This window comes from Pseudomonas syringae, from assembly GCF_000737245.1.
Classification (GTDB): Bacteria; Pseudomonadota; Gammaproteobacteria; order Pseudomonadales; family Pseudomonadaceae; genus Aquipseudomonas; species Aquipseudomonas syringae_J.
Genome location: NZ_JPQU01000078.1, coordinates 205008 through 221012 on the forward strand (window position 1 = coordinate 205008; position 16005 = coordinate 221012).

A 16005-nucleotide genomic window follows, 5' to 3' on the forward strand; every position below is an offset into this window, starting at 1 on the left:
TCCTTGCAGTACCGCAGCCTGCTGAATCAAATCTCTCGACGCCAGAACAGTTCGTGTCGGCGAACCGCCTTTCTGAAGAACTCGTTTTCGCCCTCTGCCGGCCAGCGCCGCCCTGCCAACCTGCGCTGTAGCCAGCGACGTATTCGGCGTTTGAATGGCATGGGTGGCTGCAGGTCATGCATCATGCCCAGCGCCATGGCCTTGTCGCGCTGCTGATCAACTGTCAGACCGAGGCTGTAGGGCGTCAGTTGCAGCGATGAATCGAACACCGGCGGCAAACCGATTCCGTCATACGCATTACCCATCGGCCAGCGATCATTGTCGTGCAGGTGGTTCGCGTAACCGAGTACTACTTCCGGCCGCCATTCGAGGCCTTGCAGCGCCTCGATCACCGCCGCCTGAGCACAGATATGGTCAGGGTGCGGATCAATCGCCGGATGGGGCATGACCAATACCTGCGGCCGAGCTTGAAGCAGCAACGCCCGTAAATCGGCCAGCAGATTGTTCCAGGTCGGCGCACCGTCCTGATCGCCGGGCAAGTTCATGGCATTGAACTGCCTGAACAGGCGGGTATCGAGTAGATCAGCTTCACGAGAGGCAATGGGCTGATCGGGCGCGGCTTGCATGGCGGGCAACTGCAGGCAGAAATACCCCAGTTGCACGCACTGCGCCTCCGGCACGCCACCCCAACGAGGTACGGCGATGCTATCCCAGGCGCGCAGGCGACCCTTGATGCGCGCGGCCTCGGCGCGATCCATGCCCATGGCTTGATAGTGTTCGGCTTCGATTTCGCCAGCGGTCAGGGTCACGACCCACGTATCAGCAGCCTGACTGTACAGCCCGAAAGCCGCCAGCTCTGCGTCGTCCGCGTGGGGTGCGATGACCATGACTCGTTGCTGGCGGGCATCCGGCTGACGGAAAAGCCACAATCTCGGCGTACCGTTAATGGCGCAGAAACGGCCATTGAGTCGCAACGTGCCCGCAGCTAGAGAAGGGCCAAGGCCAGTCAGATTCAGATAGCGCAAACCATCGACGCCACGTTCGAAGGTCTGCCGATCGCTGACACCCTCACCGGCCAACTCGACAACCGGGTCGAAAAAACGGCCCAGCCAGGAGGCACGGACTTTCACCGCGAGAATCAGAGTTTCATCGCCGGCCCATTGCAGTGGGGTATCGCAGCGCAAGTGGCGGCCTTCCAGGCGCACGCCCGGGACCTCGGCGTCCGCCGCGAAGTTATATTGATAATCGTCTTTCGGGGAATAGAACAGGTGGTCGGCGAACCAGGCTTCGTGAGCGACCCAACCAACCACCGCCAACAGGATCGGCAGCCACCACGCGACGCAAACGCCCACCACAATCAGCAGGAGCAGGCCAACCAGCAGCGCCACCCGCTTGTTCCGGCGATGGCGCTTGAGCAACTGCTGCTTGCGGCTCAAATCTGAAACACCGGCACAGGGTTGCACCAACGGTCCTTGTACTCGCGATCCGCGCGTCCAAAAGAGAAACGCAACGGTTTGCCAAGGTTGCGTGCATCTTCCCAGGCGCTTTGGGTGTTGATGAAGCTGAGCACGCTGCCGGGGCTGAAATCCCGGGTCTCGGGATCAACGCCACCGTTAACGTACTCGACGCTGATCCATAGCGGCGACTCCGCGCGATAGACCAACTGAATCGCAATCGGCGCGTCATTGAGGAATACCACCGAGCCGATCAGCAAATCCCGCAGCAGCTCAATCACCTCAGCCATGTGCTCGGCACCTGTGGCGGCAAAGCCCCAGCGGCGCAGGAAAAGATCGCAGTACATGCGGGCCAGCTCGACGCTGGTGAAATCAGTCACCGGGCGAACGATGCCGCCCGCCTCTTCCAGCAAACGCAACTCGCGCCGCTGGTTGTAGCGAAACTTCTTCGACAGTTCTTCCGGGGTGCGCGCCATGGCCAGGGACTCGACTTGCGGCTTGAAGGTGCTGATGCGTCCTTCATTGAGCGACGACAGGTAACGGCCGCGATGGCGAACCGGCACCTGAACATCGGCAGCAATCGGCAAAATCAACTCCGCATTACCCAAATCAAATAAACCTTTCTTGCCGGCGCTTTTCAGCACGTCCTTGGACAATGCCAACGAGCGCCCCCACGTGGCAACCGCGGCCTTGAGTTCGCCGTCCTGTTCCCAGCCCAGGTAACGAACGGGGATCTGCGCCAGATGCGCCAGACGTTCGACCACCATCGGGTGAGTCGCCACGCTACCGCCATAACGCTGCCATGTTGTCTGGTAGGTTGGGGCATCGATCGGTGTCCAGCCACGCTCACGCCAGCCTTGAAATCTGTTGAGCATCAAGACTCCACAATCAGGCTGGTGACTTGCGGCAGACGCCAGAACACATCGCGCACCGCCTGATCCGAAAACCGCTCTTGCAAGCGCAACAGCATCAGCTCGGCACAGGCCAGGCGCTGCTCATCGTCCAGATTCGCCAGATGAATCAGCCCGTGAGCCAGGCGCTCGTCATCGGCGAAGGGAAACAAAACGCCCACGCCCTCAACGACTTCCTTCGCCCCGCCACAGGCCGTCGCCAACACCGGCACGCCGGCGACCATGGCTTCCAGCAGCACCATGCCGAACGGTTCGTGATCGGAGCTCAAGGCGAATACATCGAATGCTTTGTAATATAGGCTCGCTTGGGCAACTTGCCCAAGAAACAGCACCTGCGAACCGATCCCCAACTCCAGGGCCAGCGCTTTGAGTTGTGGCTCAAGTCGGCCTTTGCCGAGAATCGCCAACTGGCTGTTCTGCGGCAGGCTTGGCAAAGCCTTGGCAAAACCGCGCAGCAGGGTCGTCTGATCCTTGTCGGGATGCAGCCGCCCTACGTTACCGACAATAAACGCCGACGCCGACAGTCCCAGTTCGATGCGCGCCTGTTCAGCAGTGAGCTGGCTGGCTTGCAACTGCGGGATATCGATGCGGTTGTACAGCGTTTGTATCCGCCCGGTTGGCCAGTTCGGCAGACTCTTGCGCATGTCATCGCGCACGGCATCCGATACGCCCAGCAGACTCAGACGCCTGCGGAACAGATGTGCAAAGAGTTTGCGGGTACGCCGTTGATAGTCGCCAAACGCATGGTGCACGCCGATGACTGGCAAACCGGTGGCCAGCAGGGCGATGTACACCGGTTTGAAGCGGTGAGCGATGCAGAAACTGAAATTGCGGGACGCCGCGATCTTGCGCAGATCGCGAATAGCACCGAGCTTCAAGCCCCGAACCGAGGCCGAGCTGCGCTCTAGAAACAGCACTTCATCGGATGCGCATCCGGCTGCCACCTCGGCATCGGCCGCGCCGGTCAGGAATACCGTGGTGACACGATACCCCTTGCCGACGAACAGACTGGCGTACTGCCGGGCACAGTCCAGAAACGGACCGTCATAGCCGTGGCAAAACTGCAGCACATGGCGCTCAGCCGAGCGTGTCATAGGTTTCCACGCCGTCTTTGACCACCAGAATGTCTTCCATGATCAGGTACTCGAGGTCCGAGCCGAAGAACATGTTCAGGGCATCCGTTGGCGAGCAGATCATCGGCTCGCCACGGCGGTTCAGCGATGTATTGAGCGACACGCCGTTGCCGGTGAGGTTTTCCAGCGCTTTCATCATGTCGTAGTAACGCGGGTTGTATTCGCGCTTGAGCACCTGGGCGCGAGACGTACCGTCCTCATGAACGACTTCCGGTACGCGGGTTTTCCACTCTTCAGCCACTTCAAAGGTGAAGGTCATGAAGGGTGCCGGGTGATCGATCTTGATCATCTGCGGCGCAACGGTGTCGAGCATCGACGGGCAGAAAGGCCTCCAGCGCTCGCGGAACTTGATCTGATGATTGATACGGTCAGCCACGCCCGCCACGCTTGGGCAACCGATGATCGAGCGACCACCCAATGCACGCGGACCGAACTCCATGCGCCCCTGGAACCAGGCCACAGGATTGCCCGCGACCATGATTTGCGCGATGCGCTCCGGGGTGTTTTCGATCTGACGCCAGACCGGCTTGCTCGGGTGACGGGCACAGGCCGCGATCACGTCTTCGTTGCTGTAGGACGGGCCGAGATAGACGTGCTCCATCTTCTCGACCGGCACGCCACGGGCATGGGACACATAGGCCGCAGCGCCCACCGCAGTACCGGCGTCGCCGGAAGCTGGCTGAACGAACAGCTCTTTGACTTCCGGACGGGCGATGATTTTCTGGTTCAGCTTGACGTTCAGCGCACAGCCGCCCGCGAAAGCGATCTTGCCAGTTTCCTTGAGGATGTCGCCCAGATAATGATCCATCATCTGCAACGCCAGCTTCTCGAACAGCGCCTGCATGCTCGCCGCGTAGTGGATGTACGGCTCGTCGGCGATGTCGCCTTCGCGCTTCGGACCCAGCCACTCGATCAGCTTCGGCGAGAAGTAGAAACCCTTGCCCTTCTCTTTATAACGACGCAGGCCAATCACGTTGGCCAGTTCGGTGTTGATCACCAGTTCGCCGTTTTCGAAGGTCGCCAGACGCGAGAAATCGTACTTGCTGGCATCGCCATACGGCGCCATGCCCATGACCTTGAATTCACCGTCGAGCATCTCGAAGCCGAGGAATTCAGTGATCGCGCCATACAAGCCGCCCAGGGAATCCGGGTCGAAGAATTCTTTGATCTTGTGGATCTTGCCGTTTTCGCCGTAACCAAAGAAGGTCGTGGCGTACTCGCCCTTGCCGTCGATGCCCAGAATCGCGGTTTTCTCTTTGAAACCGGAGCAGTGGTAAGCGCTGGAAGCGTGAGCCAAATGGTGCTCGACCGGCTCGATCTTGATCTTCTTCGGATCAAAGCCCAATTGCTCCAGGCACCAGACGATCTTGTTGCGATAGCGTTTGTAACGACGGTTGCCCATCAGCAGCGCATCAAGCGCACGATCCGGGGCGTACCAATAACGCTTGGCATAGTGCCAGCGCGCCTTGCCGAACAAGCTGATCGGCGCGAACGGAATCGCCACCACATCAACGTCCGAAGGCTTGATGCCAGCCTGCTCAAGACAGAACTTCGCCGACTCGTAGGGCATGCGGTTCTTTGCATGTTTATCGCGAACGAAGCGCTCTTCTTCCGCGGCCGCTACCAGCTTGCCGTCGATGTACAAAGCTGCGGAAGGATCATGGCTAAGGGCGCCGGACAGGCCAAGGATCGTCAATGCCACTAGGGTCTAGCCTCTTTAGTCTGCATGCAGGCGGCAAGCGCCTGAGAAAATGTGTGCCCTCGCAGCGGGCGAGGATCAGCTAAAGCGCGGGATTATAGCGTAATGGCGGGGGGATTTGCTTGCCATTGAGGTCAGTGGTTCGAGCACGCAATCAGGACGAGGCCAAAACCAAGTCCTGATTGAGTCTGCCGGTTTAGGTCCTCTTAGCCTTCACGTTTTTTTCACGTTCAGTGGCTTTGCGCTCGTTGAGAAAGATCTCCTTCGGCATCGTGAAGCCCCGCAGCTTGAGCAGCGCCAGCGGCCCCGCGCCCATTTCGGTGCGCAGGTGCCAGTTCAGATCCTGGCCGTCGGGGGCTTTGATGACGAGGTGGTAGCGGCTTTCGCCGTCGTCGAGCAGGGTGACTTTGGCGTTTTCCAGCAGCCGGATCAGGCCCCAGGTGCCTTGATAGTCGCCGTACAGGCGTTCACCGGTGTAGACGCTGGTCCAGCGCAGTTGCGCGCCGGGGTAGTCGCTGCGGCCGGGCCAGTCGAAGCGTTGCCACTTTTCCCGCTGGTTGAAGTAGTGATGGGTTACGCCGTTAACGGTGAAGGTGGTGTCGATGATTTCCGCCACGGCCTTGCCTTGCAGGTCGAAGCTCAGGCCCAGGCCGCCGTCGGTGTAGAGCACGTCGGCCAGATGGCTGAGTTGGTTGATGGCGGTGAGAAATTGCGGGTTCAGGCGCAGGCCCTGGCTGTTTTGCGTATCCGCCACCCACTGGCTGCCTTCCTTGCGCAGGATCCCGGCCAATTGAGTCTGCAAGAATTGTTCGATGTGCCCGGAGTTGGCGCGGATCATCTGCCCGAGCATGGGCAGCGAGACGTCGCTGTCAGTGGCGGCAAACGGATAACGCCCGGTGAAGGCCTTGTCCCATTCGTTGACCACTGCCCGCTGCCACTGTTTATTCAGGCTCGCCGCCGAGGGCTGCAGGATTTTTTGCCAGGCCTGATCCAGCGGCTGCACAAACAAAGTATTGCCCACCGAACCCCATTCGGCACCCAGGCTGGCGGCAATCAAGCGGCCGTAAGCCTGGGTGTCGGTCAAGTCAACGCTGTTGCCCTGGAACACGGTCTGCGCCATGGCCTGGGTCATTTCCTGCGGATTGGGGGCGTTGCTGATTTGTTGCAGCTTCAAACGCACCCGAGTAACGCGAGTGAGGAAGGCTTGCAGGCTGAGTTGTTCATCGCCTCGCGTGTCTTCCTGAGCTTTGCCGAGCAGCGCCAGTAACGGGCCGAAAGTGGCATCCAGCGGGCCGCTGGGACCGAGACCCAATTGATCAATGGCTGGCGTGACGTCCTTTTTGATCAACTGCTGCGCCGACTGAATTAACGTATCTGCCAGCGCCTGACCACGAGTACCCGCCTGCCCTTGCCACGCCAAGGTGTTCATCAGCGCGATGACGGGCGACTGACGCACGTCGCTCATCAAGGTCATCTGGTCGATCACATCGGCCAGGCTGTAAGGCCGCTGCCAGCGCAGATTATTGAGAAAGGCCAGCCAGGCGCTGCTGTAGTCCCGAAAGTAACGTTCGGTGAGGCGTTGTTTGAGCACGTCCGGGGTCAGCTCGGCGGCGATGTCGGTGTGGCTGTCGCTGAGTACCCAGTCGATTTCCTCGCGGCGCGCTTCAGCGATTTCATCGATGGCCTGCCGTACCTGACCTTCCCAGGCTTGCCGGGTAAATACGCCGGGCACTTCTTTGCTCGAAGCCAGCAGCGATAAGGCGTCGGTGTCACCTACCATGTCATGCAGGCTCAGATCCGGGGCTGTATTGGCGGCGGCCTCCAGCACCTTTTTGTACAGGCTGGCTTCGGCGTTGCGCTGGCCCAATTGGCTGAGCAATACCCGACGCGCTTGGGCGATCAGCGTCGGGTCGGCCTCGATGCGCCATTCCGGATGCGAAGTCAGCTGTTCGCTGTAGAACTTCCACAACCCGGGCGACAGGCCTTGCCACAAACCCGGAGTGATACCGGCACGAGTCGGTTCCGCCTCGGCCAATGCCTTGACCAGAAACGCTGCATCGACTTTTTCCGGCCGCGCCATCATCAAATAGGCTTTGAGTTGCTGATAAGCGTCTTGAGCGCGGCTGGCCCGTTCCGGGCTGTCGGCTGGCAACCTAGTCAGTGCAGTGAGCTGGCGCTGCAGATTGGCGGCGGCCGGGTCGATCATCAGGCGTTGATTGGCTTCGACATACCGGGGCCATAACGCATCGAGCAGGGCCTGATTCTGACTCAGGCCAAAACGCAGATGCCAAGGCACGCCATGCTCGGCGCGATAATCCAACCGACCCAGTTCGCGCATGAGTTCGTTGAGTGCTTTGAATTGTTCGTCGTTGCTGCCGGTTTGCTGCGCTGCGGCCAAAGCGGTTTGTACTTGGATGATGAGCGCACGGTTGCTGACGAAGGACAGCGCCATGCCAGCGGCGAACAGCAGTGCTATCCCCATCGAGGCAAAATACGCCACCCTTGAGCCATGCCAACCCAAGGCCCGTCCACGCTCTTGGGTATCACCCAAAACTCCCGACCAAGCCTCATCCAGGTGCATTGCATGCGGCATTCCGTGAACGACACCCGCGTCCAACGCAAGACTGAACCACAGCCCACGTAGCGGCGTAAATCGAGTGAACGTACCTAGCAACGGGGTCAACGCCTGCCGCCAGCGGGCAATGCCTTCAGTTTGAAGAACGTATGAAAGCCGCCACAAGAAGTCGTGGCTCATGGTTTCCTGTACCTGTGCAATGCCCAGCTCACGCAACGGCTGGACTAACCGTTGTAGGGATTCTTCGATCTGCTCCGTCGTGATGTCTGTCGGCAACAGAGAGCCAACCGCTTCCACAGCGCGACCCAATTGCGGCCATTCACTGTCACAGACCTGCCACAGATGCAGGGGCGCTTGCCAGCGCAAGGCCCGAGCTAGGTGCTGAAGGTGCCGGGTACCCGCACTCATGACCTTAGCGTCATCGCGCTCGGCGGCCGTCAGCGCCCAGACGATTCCGTCCAGTGGTCGCCAGCGGCGCAATTTCAGCAGTGACTCGACCCCGCTGCCGGGCAGCTCACTTGTCACGCTGCCACCCCATAACAGCAATGTGCCGTGCCCTTCGAGCCAACGCTGCTCCACCAAGCCGGGAACCACTGCTGCAACTTGCTCGGCTTCACCAACGATCCATAACAGGCGCACTTTGCGACGCCAAAACAAACCGTATTGTTCACGCAAGTGAGTTTTAATAGCCGCGACGCTCTGGAGGAGATCCGCACCTGATACGGGTGATGACGATGCTGTCGCAGGTAGAATTCCAGGCCCTGTATTCGGCTGGCGATAAGCCGAAGTTCCCATACGTCCCCACAAGAATGAGCAGCAGCCTAGCAGCACCGACAGCACAACCAGGGTCAACACGCTTCCCCATAGCCAAGTGGTTTGCCGATCGCTGCCGTCTCGAATCCCCAACCATTCAGGTGACAGCCAAAGCATTGCACACCCGCCCACACCGACCAGCAACAGCACGCTGGCCATCACTCCCAACCCCACAGAACCTCGAAACTGCATCTCGTATCCCTACTCTGAAAGCGGTGGCACTGGCATCAATACCGTGCTCCAAAGCCCCGCTTCGGCGGAGCTGTCACCACTGCAAATGAATTGCGGCCCAGCGCCGCGCTCAATCGTCTGCGTGGCGGCGGCAATCGCCAGCCACGGTGATGCTCTGCCCGGCTGCCCCAGCAAAGCATCCAGATGACAAAGCCCTTGGTCGGACTTGGCAGGCAGGCCAACCTCGTTCAGCACGGTATTAATGGCTGCTTCACGCTGCGTGCCGACGCCTACTCTCCACGTCTGCTCAATGAGTTGTGCCGACACTGGCACCCAGTCCAGCGACTGCCGCACCGCGCAGAGCAACGCTTCGTTACTCAGCTCGCGCTCCTGCTCCGGGCGATGCAGGTAAGCAATTGGTGCCAAATTTCTTTGCGTCAGTCGATTACCAAACAGCAACCCGACTGCAGCTTCGCCAGTGCCATCTAGCGGCGAAGGTTCAATCTGCAAGGCAACCACCAGTAGCAGTGCTTGATCGCTAATGCGCTGATCAAGCCACTGATCGACGACGGCTAGCCCACTCCCCTCAATGGCAATAGCGGTCTGGCGAATCCCGGACGCGGCCCACGCCTGCTGCCAGGCGCGTTGCCAAAGATCGGCAGGCGTGCCGCAATCGACCTCCAACAAAAGAGCCAGAGGATTGTTTTCCGGCACTTGCTTCAAAGAGGAAGCGAGGTCGGCGAGAACCCGCGTCAACGCCTCCAGTAAAACGGCTTCGGCCTCATCGGCGTCGCTTGCCAGGCGGCTGTGGCGAACGGCAACAGCGCCTTCCCTGGAGGGTTGCGCCTTGAACGCGGTGGTACCACAGAGCAAAGCATCCAGCTGCGCGGAACCATTCAAGTCATCCGGCTTACGCAAGGCGGTGTACAGACTTGCACTCAATACCTGTTGCGAGCGCCGACCCACGCGGATGCGTTGTAGCCAATCCGCCTCACGGGCCTCGTCCCAACCATCGGCGGCACGGTGCTGCCCGAAGAACAGCAACCCACGAACAAAAACCAGCGCGCCCCACCCCAACAGCGGCACACCCAAGGCCAAGACCCAAAAGTACTGCGACTGTTGTTGCAGCGCTTGGCCTCCGAACATCAGCGTCGTAGCGGTTCCAGCCAGTAAAAACAGCAGAAGCAAAGCCAGCCACAGCCACAGACGCGGCCGCGCAGGCCGCATTGCCACAGGCGGGAGTTGATCCAGTTGCACCGCCATGATCAGCTTGCGCCCGCGTCTGGCAGTGACGAGATCAATGCACAGCCACACGCACAGCGATGGCCATTAAATGCGACCGGCACGCCATGGTCCTTGAACTTTGGGTGGCCCTCGGCAATTACCGTCGGCCCATGGATTGGAATCGGACAAATCACCGGGTCGCCCACGCGGGCGACGCCAATACCGAAGAACTTCATGACCTCGGAACCCGAGAGTACGCTGCCGCCGCTGGTGGTTTTGTCGCCAATGCGGATGATGCCTTTCATGTTTTGTTCCTCTTTTCAAATTGAGGGTATTAAGCGCCCGCCTTCGCTGAAGGCGAGAGCTTGATCTCGTTGATATATGAATCGGCTTAGGCGTGGCCGACTCGCCGCACCAAGTCTTTTCATCGTGAAGTCAAAACTTTCACGCGAGCTCATTTAGGCCTACTGACAGTTTGCGAGCATGCGGCGACCATCACGAAGATCAATTACCGTATCGTGCGGACTTCGTTTATCACGACTGGCAAACAGGTAACGGTAGCGGTCATTCTCCAGCGCCACCGCGAAGCCTTCAGGTAGTTCGGCGTCGGGCAATTGGCGTAACGTACCGAGACTGTTTGAACCGTTGCTCTCGGGCCAAAGAGGAATATCAGAACCGCCAAAACACATCTTCATATCCGACCATCCGAACCCAGTAAGGAAGCCCCTTTCGTCAACAAGTGCACCTGCTACTGGCCCTCTAATGCGCCCGACGAATTCAAAACTATCTTTCTGTGAGGGCCCGTATCCACTTAGATTAAAAAGACGCTTTGCGCTCATGCCAAAAACTTGGTCCTTGTTTTTTGGCTGGAAATAGACGAAGTCCGGCACATCGGTGATGCGCTCGGTTTTACCTTGTCCGCGAAAATACACAACATCATTACCCACACGAGTAAGACGGAACTGAGTACTTCCATTCGTAATTAGTTCGCCCCCCTCCCGACACGACAGATCGGGATGCCCAGGCACTGGGCAGGTCGGATACAACAATTCAGTGGTGCCGCCATCAAGACCCTCAAATACCTTGCCCCCTAGGTAGATGCGCCGACCATCGCTCACCAGACTTCTGTAGTACGGGGCGTCGGCAGCAAGAAGTTTAAGTGTCGGCAATACATCTGGCCTTTTATCCACCTCACTTAACCCAACCTCGAATACTCGGCCATCATTAATTACAAATGGTCCTACAAACTCTATCTCACCAATAACCATGTCTGGCATTGGAGTATCGTCATAATAAATATGATCGCGGTCCCGAGCCCAATCCTGATATCCGTCGGCGTTCGTTGTATCGAATGGCTGAAAAGAAGCAGGGTCCGCTCCGTTAATGGGAGTAGTCCAGACAAATACCGTACGGCCGTCAGTTGAATAACCAGACTCGCCTAAAGGTCTTAAATCGGCCCCATGGGGCGTCAGCAGATAATATTTCCGCGTCTCATGCACCACATCGCGCTGAAACGCTTTTGGGAGTACGCAAGCCGGGATGGGTATTCCTACACCGGAGCCAACGCGCGGGCAGGCATAGGTTTCACTCTTCGAGTCAGTCATTAAATAACCGTTGCCGCCGATCTCGCCTAATCGGTCGCTTTTCATGTTGACGTTGTGTTTCCCGCAGCTTACGGTTTTCTCTGGATGCAATTCGTATATTTCCTGGCCCGCTTTTGCTTGCGGATACCATTTTTCGGTGCACTCATTCACCGTATAAGCGTGCACAGCAGAAGATGACGCCACTATCACTGCGCCCCATAAAATCCTGACAACTTGCCAATACTTCATCCCAGCAGCCCCCATTCAACGGTTTCGTCGCGATGGCTTGTCTTGTCCGACAGTGGCCATGGGCGCAGGTGGTAGCGTTCGACGGTCTGGATCGGGAAGGTCTCGCCTTCTTCGAAGTGGCGGATAACTTCCGGTCTTCTCAAGGTGCGCTCTGAAGACCAGACGACTTTCCAGTAGCCGCTACGGGGGCAGGCTTCGCCGCTGTAGCAGATCAGCAGCGGGAAACCAGCCTGGCTGAAGCCGGGCGAGCCAGGCATGGGTTTACCGGTTGCTGGGTCGAGGACTTTCGCCTTGGCCAGTTCGTTGATCAGCGCTTCGCTGGGTTTTTCCGGGGGGACATTGGCCAGTCGTGCTTCCAGCCATTGCAGCTTGCCGTCCCAGGCGGGCAACGGCGCAGGCGGAAGAGGGACTATTTCGTTAATCTCGGGGACTTTCGGATTGGCGTAGGAGTAGTTAGCCAGTATTCGCCAGATTTTTTCGTAACGTGCAGCGCGCTCCAGGTCTTCCTGCAGGGCGAGATAATGCAGCTCATTTGAAGGGGGGGGATTACGAAAGGCTTTATATAGACGAGAAGCCGAAGAGCTGTAACCACCAGCCACTCCCAGTTGAAACGCCTCAAGCGCCTCCTGATACTGCCCTTTATTTTTGAGGTTGACGCCCAACTCAACACCGGCTTCACCATGGCCTTGCTCGGCGGCACATCGGCGCAGTTGTCTGGCCACATCCGGTGCAACACTAACCGGCGCTAATTTAGCGCCTACCTCGTATTGGGCCTGAGCACTGCCAGTGTCGGCAGCCTTGCGGAAATAGCGCAGGGCCATTTCTTCGTCCAGCTTCAGGCCAGCCGAGCCCTGTTTCAGGAAAAGACCGACAAAGTAATAGCCGGTCGCCACGCCCGCATTGATCAGGTTTTCGCTAAGACGCAGGTGCTCATCACCACTAAGCTTGAATTGACCCCGCATGCTGCCGTTCTGCAGGTTGATATTGGCTTTGTAATGGCTATTTTCGGTAGCGATCCGGTACAGCCGTTCAATCTCCATATCGACCGTCTTGTCCTGCTTGAGCTGGTTGTTTTTTTGCAGCCAGCGCGCGTACTGGAACAATAGGTCTGAGTCAGCAGATGGTTCGGGAATATTTTCGTGTACACAGGTAAAAGCCAAGTTAGCCTTGGCCTCGGTTAGCGGGCTCATGATCGGTTCCCTTTTGTTTAAATAAGGCGGGGGGGCACTGGTGTCACAGGCGGCCAGCAGCAGACTTGCTAACAAAAGAACCAAGCGCATTAGTCGAGGTCCTTAAGTGTGTTTTTGCCGTAGTAAAATTCGACAAGCGAGGCACAGGGCTTTTGGTTGTTTTCTTGGAGATCTCCGTTGTCCTTCATTATTTCTCCCCACTCATCAAACGCCACAGCCGGATCATCCTGTGCCCCCTGCCCCTTTGTATGCAGATTCCACAACCGCCGCCGCAACGATTCCGTCACACTCGCCCACTCATGAGCAATGTTCATTTCGCTATCGACCTGCATGCTGCGGGTGTTGATGTTGGCTGAGCCGTGGGTGGTGAATACGTCGTCGATGATCATCAACTTGGAGTGGATATACACCGGCATCCAGTCCTTGCCTGCAGGGGAGTTATCAGCCACCAAAGAGCAGATATGCACTTTGAGATTGGGAATATCTTGCGGGACGATGGTGCTCTCTTCGATGTCCTTGATTTGTTTCTCAAGCCTTTCCTGCGCTGGGCGATCCTGGGGGTGGATAGCCCGTGTAGCCGGATCAGTTTTTATCTGCTCGATGCGGCGCAGTTTGGTCACTTCGGGAATGGTGTTTGCGCGTCCGAGGCTTTCGAGCATGCGCTGGGTATTAACGGTGCCGGCGCCCATACCGTCGTCGGTGGCATTGGTGATGACGAACAAATGCAATGCGCCATGCACACCGGGATCGCGACCCCACTTCGTCTGGCCTTGGGCAACCTGCTTAATCAACTCGGCCAGAGGCGGCCAGCGGAAGTACTGGTTTTCGATGTAGATGAACTGCGTGGCGTTGTTGACGGCCTGCAAGTAGAGCCGCTCAATATCGCGCTTACCCTCTTGCGGCTGGGTGCGAACGAGCTGCGCCAGTTGCCGGGTAGCACCCGGGATCAATTGCAGTTGTGGTCCTATGCTCTTAGCCTGGCGCTTTTCGAGCAGGTCCTGGTTGGTTTCCTTATGCCAGGCGGTGGCGAAGTTGTGGTGCAAGTGTTCGAGAATCGGCCCACTGACCTTGCAGGAAATATCCTGGCGCGGGGTGTCACCTCGCGGGCCGACGTTGGGCTTAGGCTTGTCACCTTCTGCACGGTTCAATGCTGAATGGGCGTCGGTGTCCCAGTATTCATCAAGCATGTTGTGGCCCATGACAAAACCAACCGCACGGTCCGGGACTTCATAATCGACCAGCACGGTTTTCTGGTGGTGGCTGGGGGCCGCGCCAAATATACCGAGCGTGCCAGTACTGAGTTCCGCATCAAGGCCGTGAAATTTTGCCTGATGGACAATCTCAGCCCTTTCAAAAGCGCTGAAACCACGACTGGCATAAAGCGGGATGGGGTCGCCCTTCAATAGAAGGGTGGGGTTATCGACGACTGCACAGGTATCAAACCACTCGCGGTCATAGGCATATTGGTCTTCGGTGGAGCGTTGCATTTTCCGATCCATGATACGGACCGGTCCCTTACCTGGCAGATTGGCTTCACCTGCCCCACCGGCAGCGTTGAACGGATACTCCCAGCCCAACACACGAACTTTGACGCCCTCCTTTGCTTTTTTCTTGAGTAGTTCGCCGATCATCGGGGCATTACCATCCCGAATAAAATACATCGACGGCTGAAACCCCCAGCAGATGATGTCCACCGACTTGGTGGCCTCAGCGATAGCCAGATGCACGGCCTCGAAGGCTTCTTCGCCGTTGACCAATGGCTGATACGTGGCCATCACCGGATGGTATTCAGTCTTCTCCACGTACCAAGGTGAGGTGCAAGTGACCTGATCGGTTTCCTGAAAGGAAACAGGGCTGGTGGTGACATTTTGGTTCATTCTGATTTCCCCTTCTTGTCACTAAGTCCTTGCATCGCTTCTGCATACAGAGCGCGATGATTTGAGTTCGAAGCTGGCTGGGTGACCTCGGCATTGGTGTTAGAGCTGTGCTTGCGCAAGCCAAGGTTGGCCAGTTCGCCCTGCTCGGAATTGCTGTACTCGCTTGGGATCGGGATCTTGAATTTCACACCGTTGGCCAGCTCCAGCAGGTATTGCCGGGTCACCACCTGATGGTCGATGAGCAATTGTCCGGTGTTGTCCAGCACACCTTGTTGCAGTTGTGCGCCGTCGGCATAGAGGGTGTAAGGCATGCCTGCCCAACCTGTGCCGGGCGCATTGGGGGCTTGCGTTAAGTTGAGTCGCAGGCTTTGTTTGGTGAGGCCGCAGGGCAGGCTTTTCGGATATTCCGGATGCGTGGCGTTCATGCTGGCCGGGCCGTCGTACAGGTAGCTGGCGGCCTTGATGTTGAAGTCCCCCGCCGTACCGGATTCGATGCTGTTCGGGTCGAGGGTGATGTAGCTGCCGCCACCATTGATGACGATTTTCTTTTTCGCGGTGATGTGGATTTCGTCTTCGGTGCTGGTGATTTGCAGGCTGTGGCGGGCCATCAGTTCCAGTGCGTCGTTCTGCGCCTGGATGCTGACCGTGCCCTGATTGGCGATCAGCTTGATGCCCAACTTGCGCACGAACAGGCTCAGGCCTTCGCCCACCCCCATGAACAGGCGCTTGACCACGCTGATGTCAGCCTCGGCTCCGGCGTTGAGCATCAGGTTTTTCTGCGCGGCCAGTTGCAGGTGCTGGCCGCTGGTCAGGGCAATGCCTTGTGGGGCGCTGAGCAGCAGCACTGATTTTTTGAGCTGTTCGAGATCCTGTTTGAGCAAGTTCAGTTGTGCTTGCACGTCGGCTGGGTCGCCCTTGGCGGCTTGGGCATCGGCAGAGAGGTTTTGCAGTTGCTCGCCAGCCTGTTGCAGTTGGGCGACGGCGGCGCTCATGTCGAGTACTTGGCCCTGGGCTTTGGGCTGTTCATCAGCGCTGATAAACAGGCCTGCACCAGAACGGATGGCTCCGTGCCCATCGGTCCTCAACTCAAACCCTTCCCCGCGCTTTTCCTTCTTGGCATCCACCA

At 58.1% G+C, this 16005-nt stretch carries 11 protein-coding genes; all 11 read right to left on the bottom strand.

Going from position 1 to position 16005, the window contains the following annotated elements; genetic code table 11:
* Window positions 1-26 precede the first annotated feature (26 nt).
* Window positions 27-1436, bottom strand: coding sequence for a PIG-L deacetylase family protein (locus tag IV01_RS02695; protein ID WP_032631283.1), 1410 nt, complete (start codon window positions 1434-1436; stop codon window positions 27-29).
* Window positions 1433-2329: an antimicrobial resistance protein Mig-14 gene (locus tag IV01_RS02690; protein ID WP_032631284.1), complete on the bottom strand. Its 897-nt coding sequence runs from the start codon at window positions 2327-2329 to the stop codon at window positions 1433-1435. Before IV01_RS02690 ends, IV01_RS02695 begins: the two co-directional genes overlap by 4 nt.
* Window positions 2329-3459, bottom strand: a complete 1131-nt coding sequence (locus tag IV01_RS02685; protein WP_032631285.1) for a glycosyltransferase — start codon at window positions 3457-3459, stop codon at window positions 2329-2331. The genes IV01_RS02690 and IV01_RS02685 overlap by 1 nt, the downstream gene beginning before the upstream one ends.
* A complete protein-coding gene (locus IV01_RS02680; RefSeq protein WP_032631286.1) occupies window positions 3443-5200 on the bottom strand; it encodes a carbamoyltransferase in 1758 nt (585 codons plus the stop codon). The genes IV01_RS02685 and IV01_RS02680 overlap by 17 nt, the downstream gene beginning before the upstream one ends.
* A 193-nt stretch (window positions 5201-5393) precedes the next feature.
* Complete coding sequence (locus IV01_RS02675) at window positions 5394-8777, bottom strand: ImcF-related family protein (protein ID WP_032631287.1); 3384 nt, start codon at window positions 8775-8777, stop codon at window positions 5394-5396.
* A gap of 9 nt (window positions 8778-8786) precedes the next feature.
* Window positions 8787-10019 carry a hypothetical protein gene (locus IV01_RS02670; RefSeq protein ID WP_032631289.1) on the bottom strand — a complete coding sequence of 411 codons (1233 nt, stop codon included), beginning with the start codon at window positions 10017-10019 and terminating at the stop codon, window positions 8787-8789.
* A gap of 2 nt (window positions 10020-10021) precedes the next feature.
* On the bottom strand, window positions 10022-10285 hold the full coding sequence (locus IV01_RS02665; RefSeq protein WP_032631290.1) for a PAAR domain-containing protein: 264 nt from the start codon (window positions 10283-10285) through the stop codon (window positions 10022-10024).
* Between the two features lie 159 nt (window positions 10286-10444).
* Complete coding sequence (locus IV01_RS02660) at window positions 10445-11812, bottom strand: DKNYY domain-containing protein (protein ID WP_195758819.1); 1368 nt, start codon at window positions 11810-11812, stop codon at window positions 10445-10447.
* Entirely contained in the window at window positions 11809-13092 is a 1284-nt protein-coding gene (locus IV01_RS02655; protein WP_032631294.1) for a DUF6396 domain-containing protein, read from the bottom strand. The genes IV01_RS02660 and IV01_RS02655 overlap by 4 nt, the downstream gene beginning before the upstream one ends.
* Entirely contained in the window at window positions 13092-14879 is a 1788-nt protein-coding gene (locus IV01_RS02650) for a phospholipase D-like domain-containing protein (RefSeq protein ID WP_032631296.1), read from the bottom strand. Before IV01_RS02650 ends, IV01_RS02655 begins: the two co-directional genes overlap by 1 nt.
* Window positions 14876-16005, bottom strand: a 1130-nt coding sequence (locus IV01_RS0125525; RefSeq protein WP_032631298.1) for a DUF2345 domain-containing protein, incomplete at its 5' end; no start/stop codon positions are given. The genes IV01_RS0125525 and IV01_RS02650, both read right to left, overlap by 4 nt.

Excerpts from the sequence above, each read along its gene's own strand:
- IV01_RS02660 (WP_195758819.1), bottom strand. The coding sequence starts at position 11,812 with ATGAAGTATTGGCAAGTTGTCAGGATTTTATGGGGCGCAGTGATAGTG.
- IV01_RS02675 (WP_032631287.1), bottom strand. The coding sequence starts at position 8,777 with ATGCAGTTTCGAGGTTCTGTGGGGTTGGGAGTGATGGCCAGCGTGCTG.
- IV01_RS02665 (WP_032631290.1), bottom strand. The coding sequence starts at position 10,285 with ATGAAAGGCATCATCCGCATTGGCGACAAAACCACCAGCGGCGGCAGC.
- IV01_RS02685 (WP_032631285.1), bottom strand. The coding sequence starts at position 3,459 with ATGACACGCTCGGCTGAGCGCCATGTGCTGCAGTTTTGCCACGGCTAT.
- IV01_RS02655 (WP_032631294.1), bottom strand. The coding sequence starts at position 13,092 with ATGCGCTTGGTTCTTTTGTTAGCAAGTCTGCTGCTGGCCGCCTGTGAC.
- IV01_RS02690 (WP_032631284.1), bottom strand. The coding sequence starts at position 2,329 with ATGCTCAACAGATTTCAAGGCTGGCGTGAGCGTGGCTGGACACCGATC.
- IV01_RS02670 (WP_032631289.1), bottom strand. The coding sequence starts at position 10,019 with ATGGCGGTGCAACTGGATCAACTCCCGCCTGTGGCAATGCGGCCTGCG.
- IV01_RS02650 (WP_032631296.1), bottom strand. The coding sequence starts at position 14,879 with ATGAACCAAAATGTCACCACCAGCCCTGTTTCCTTTCAGGAAACCGAT.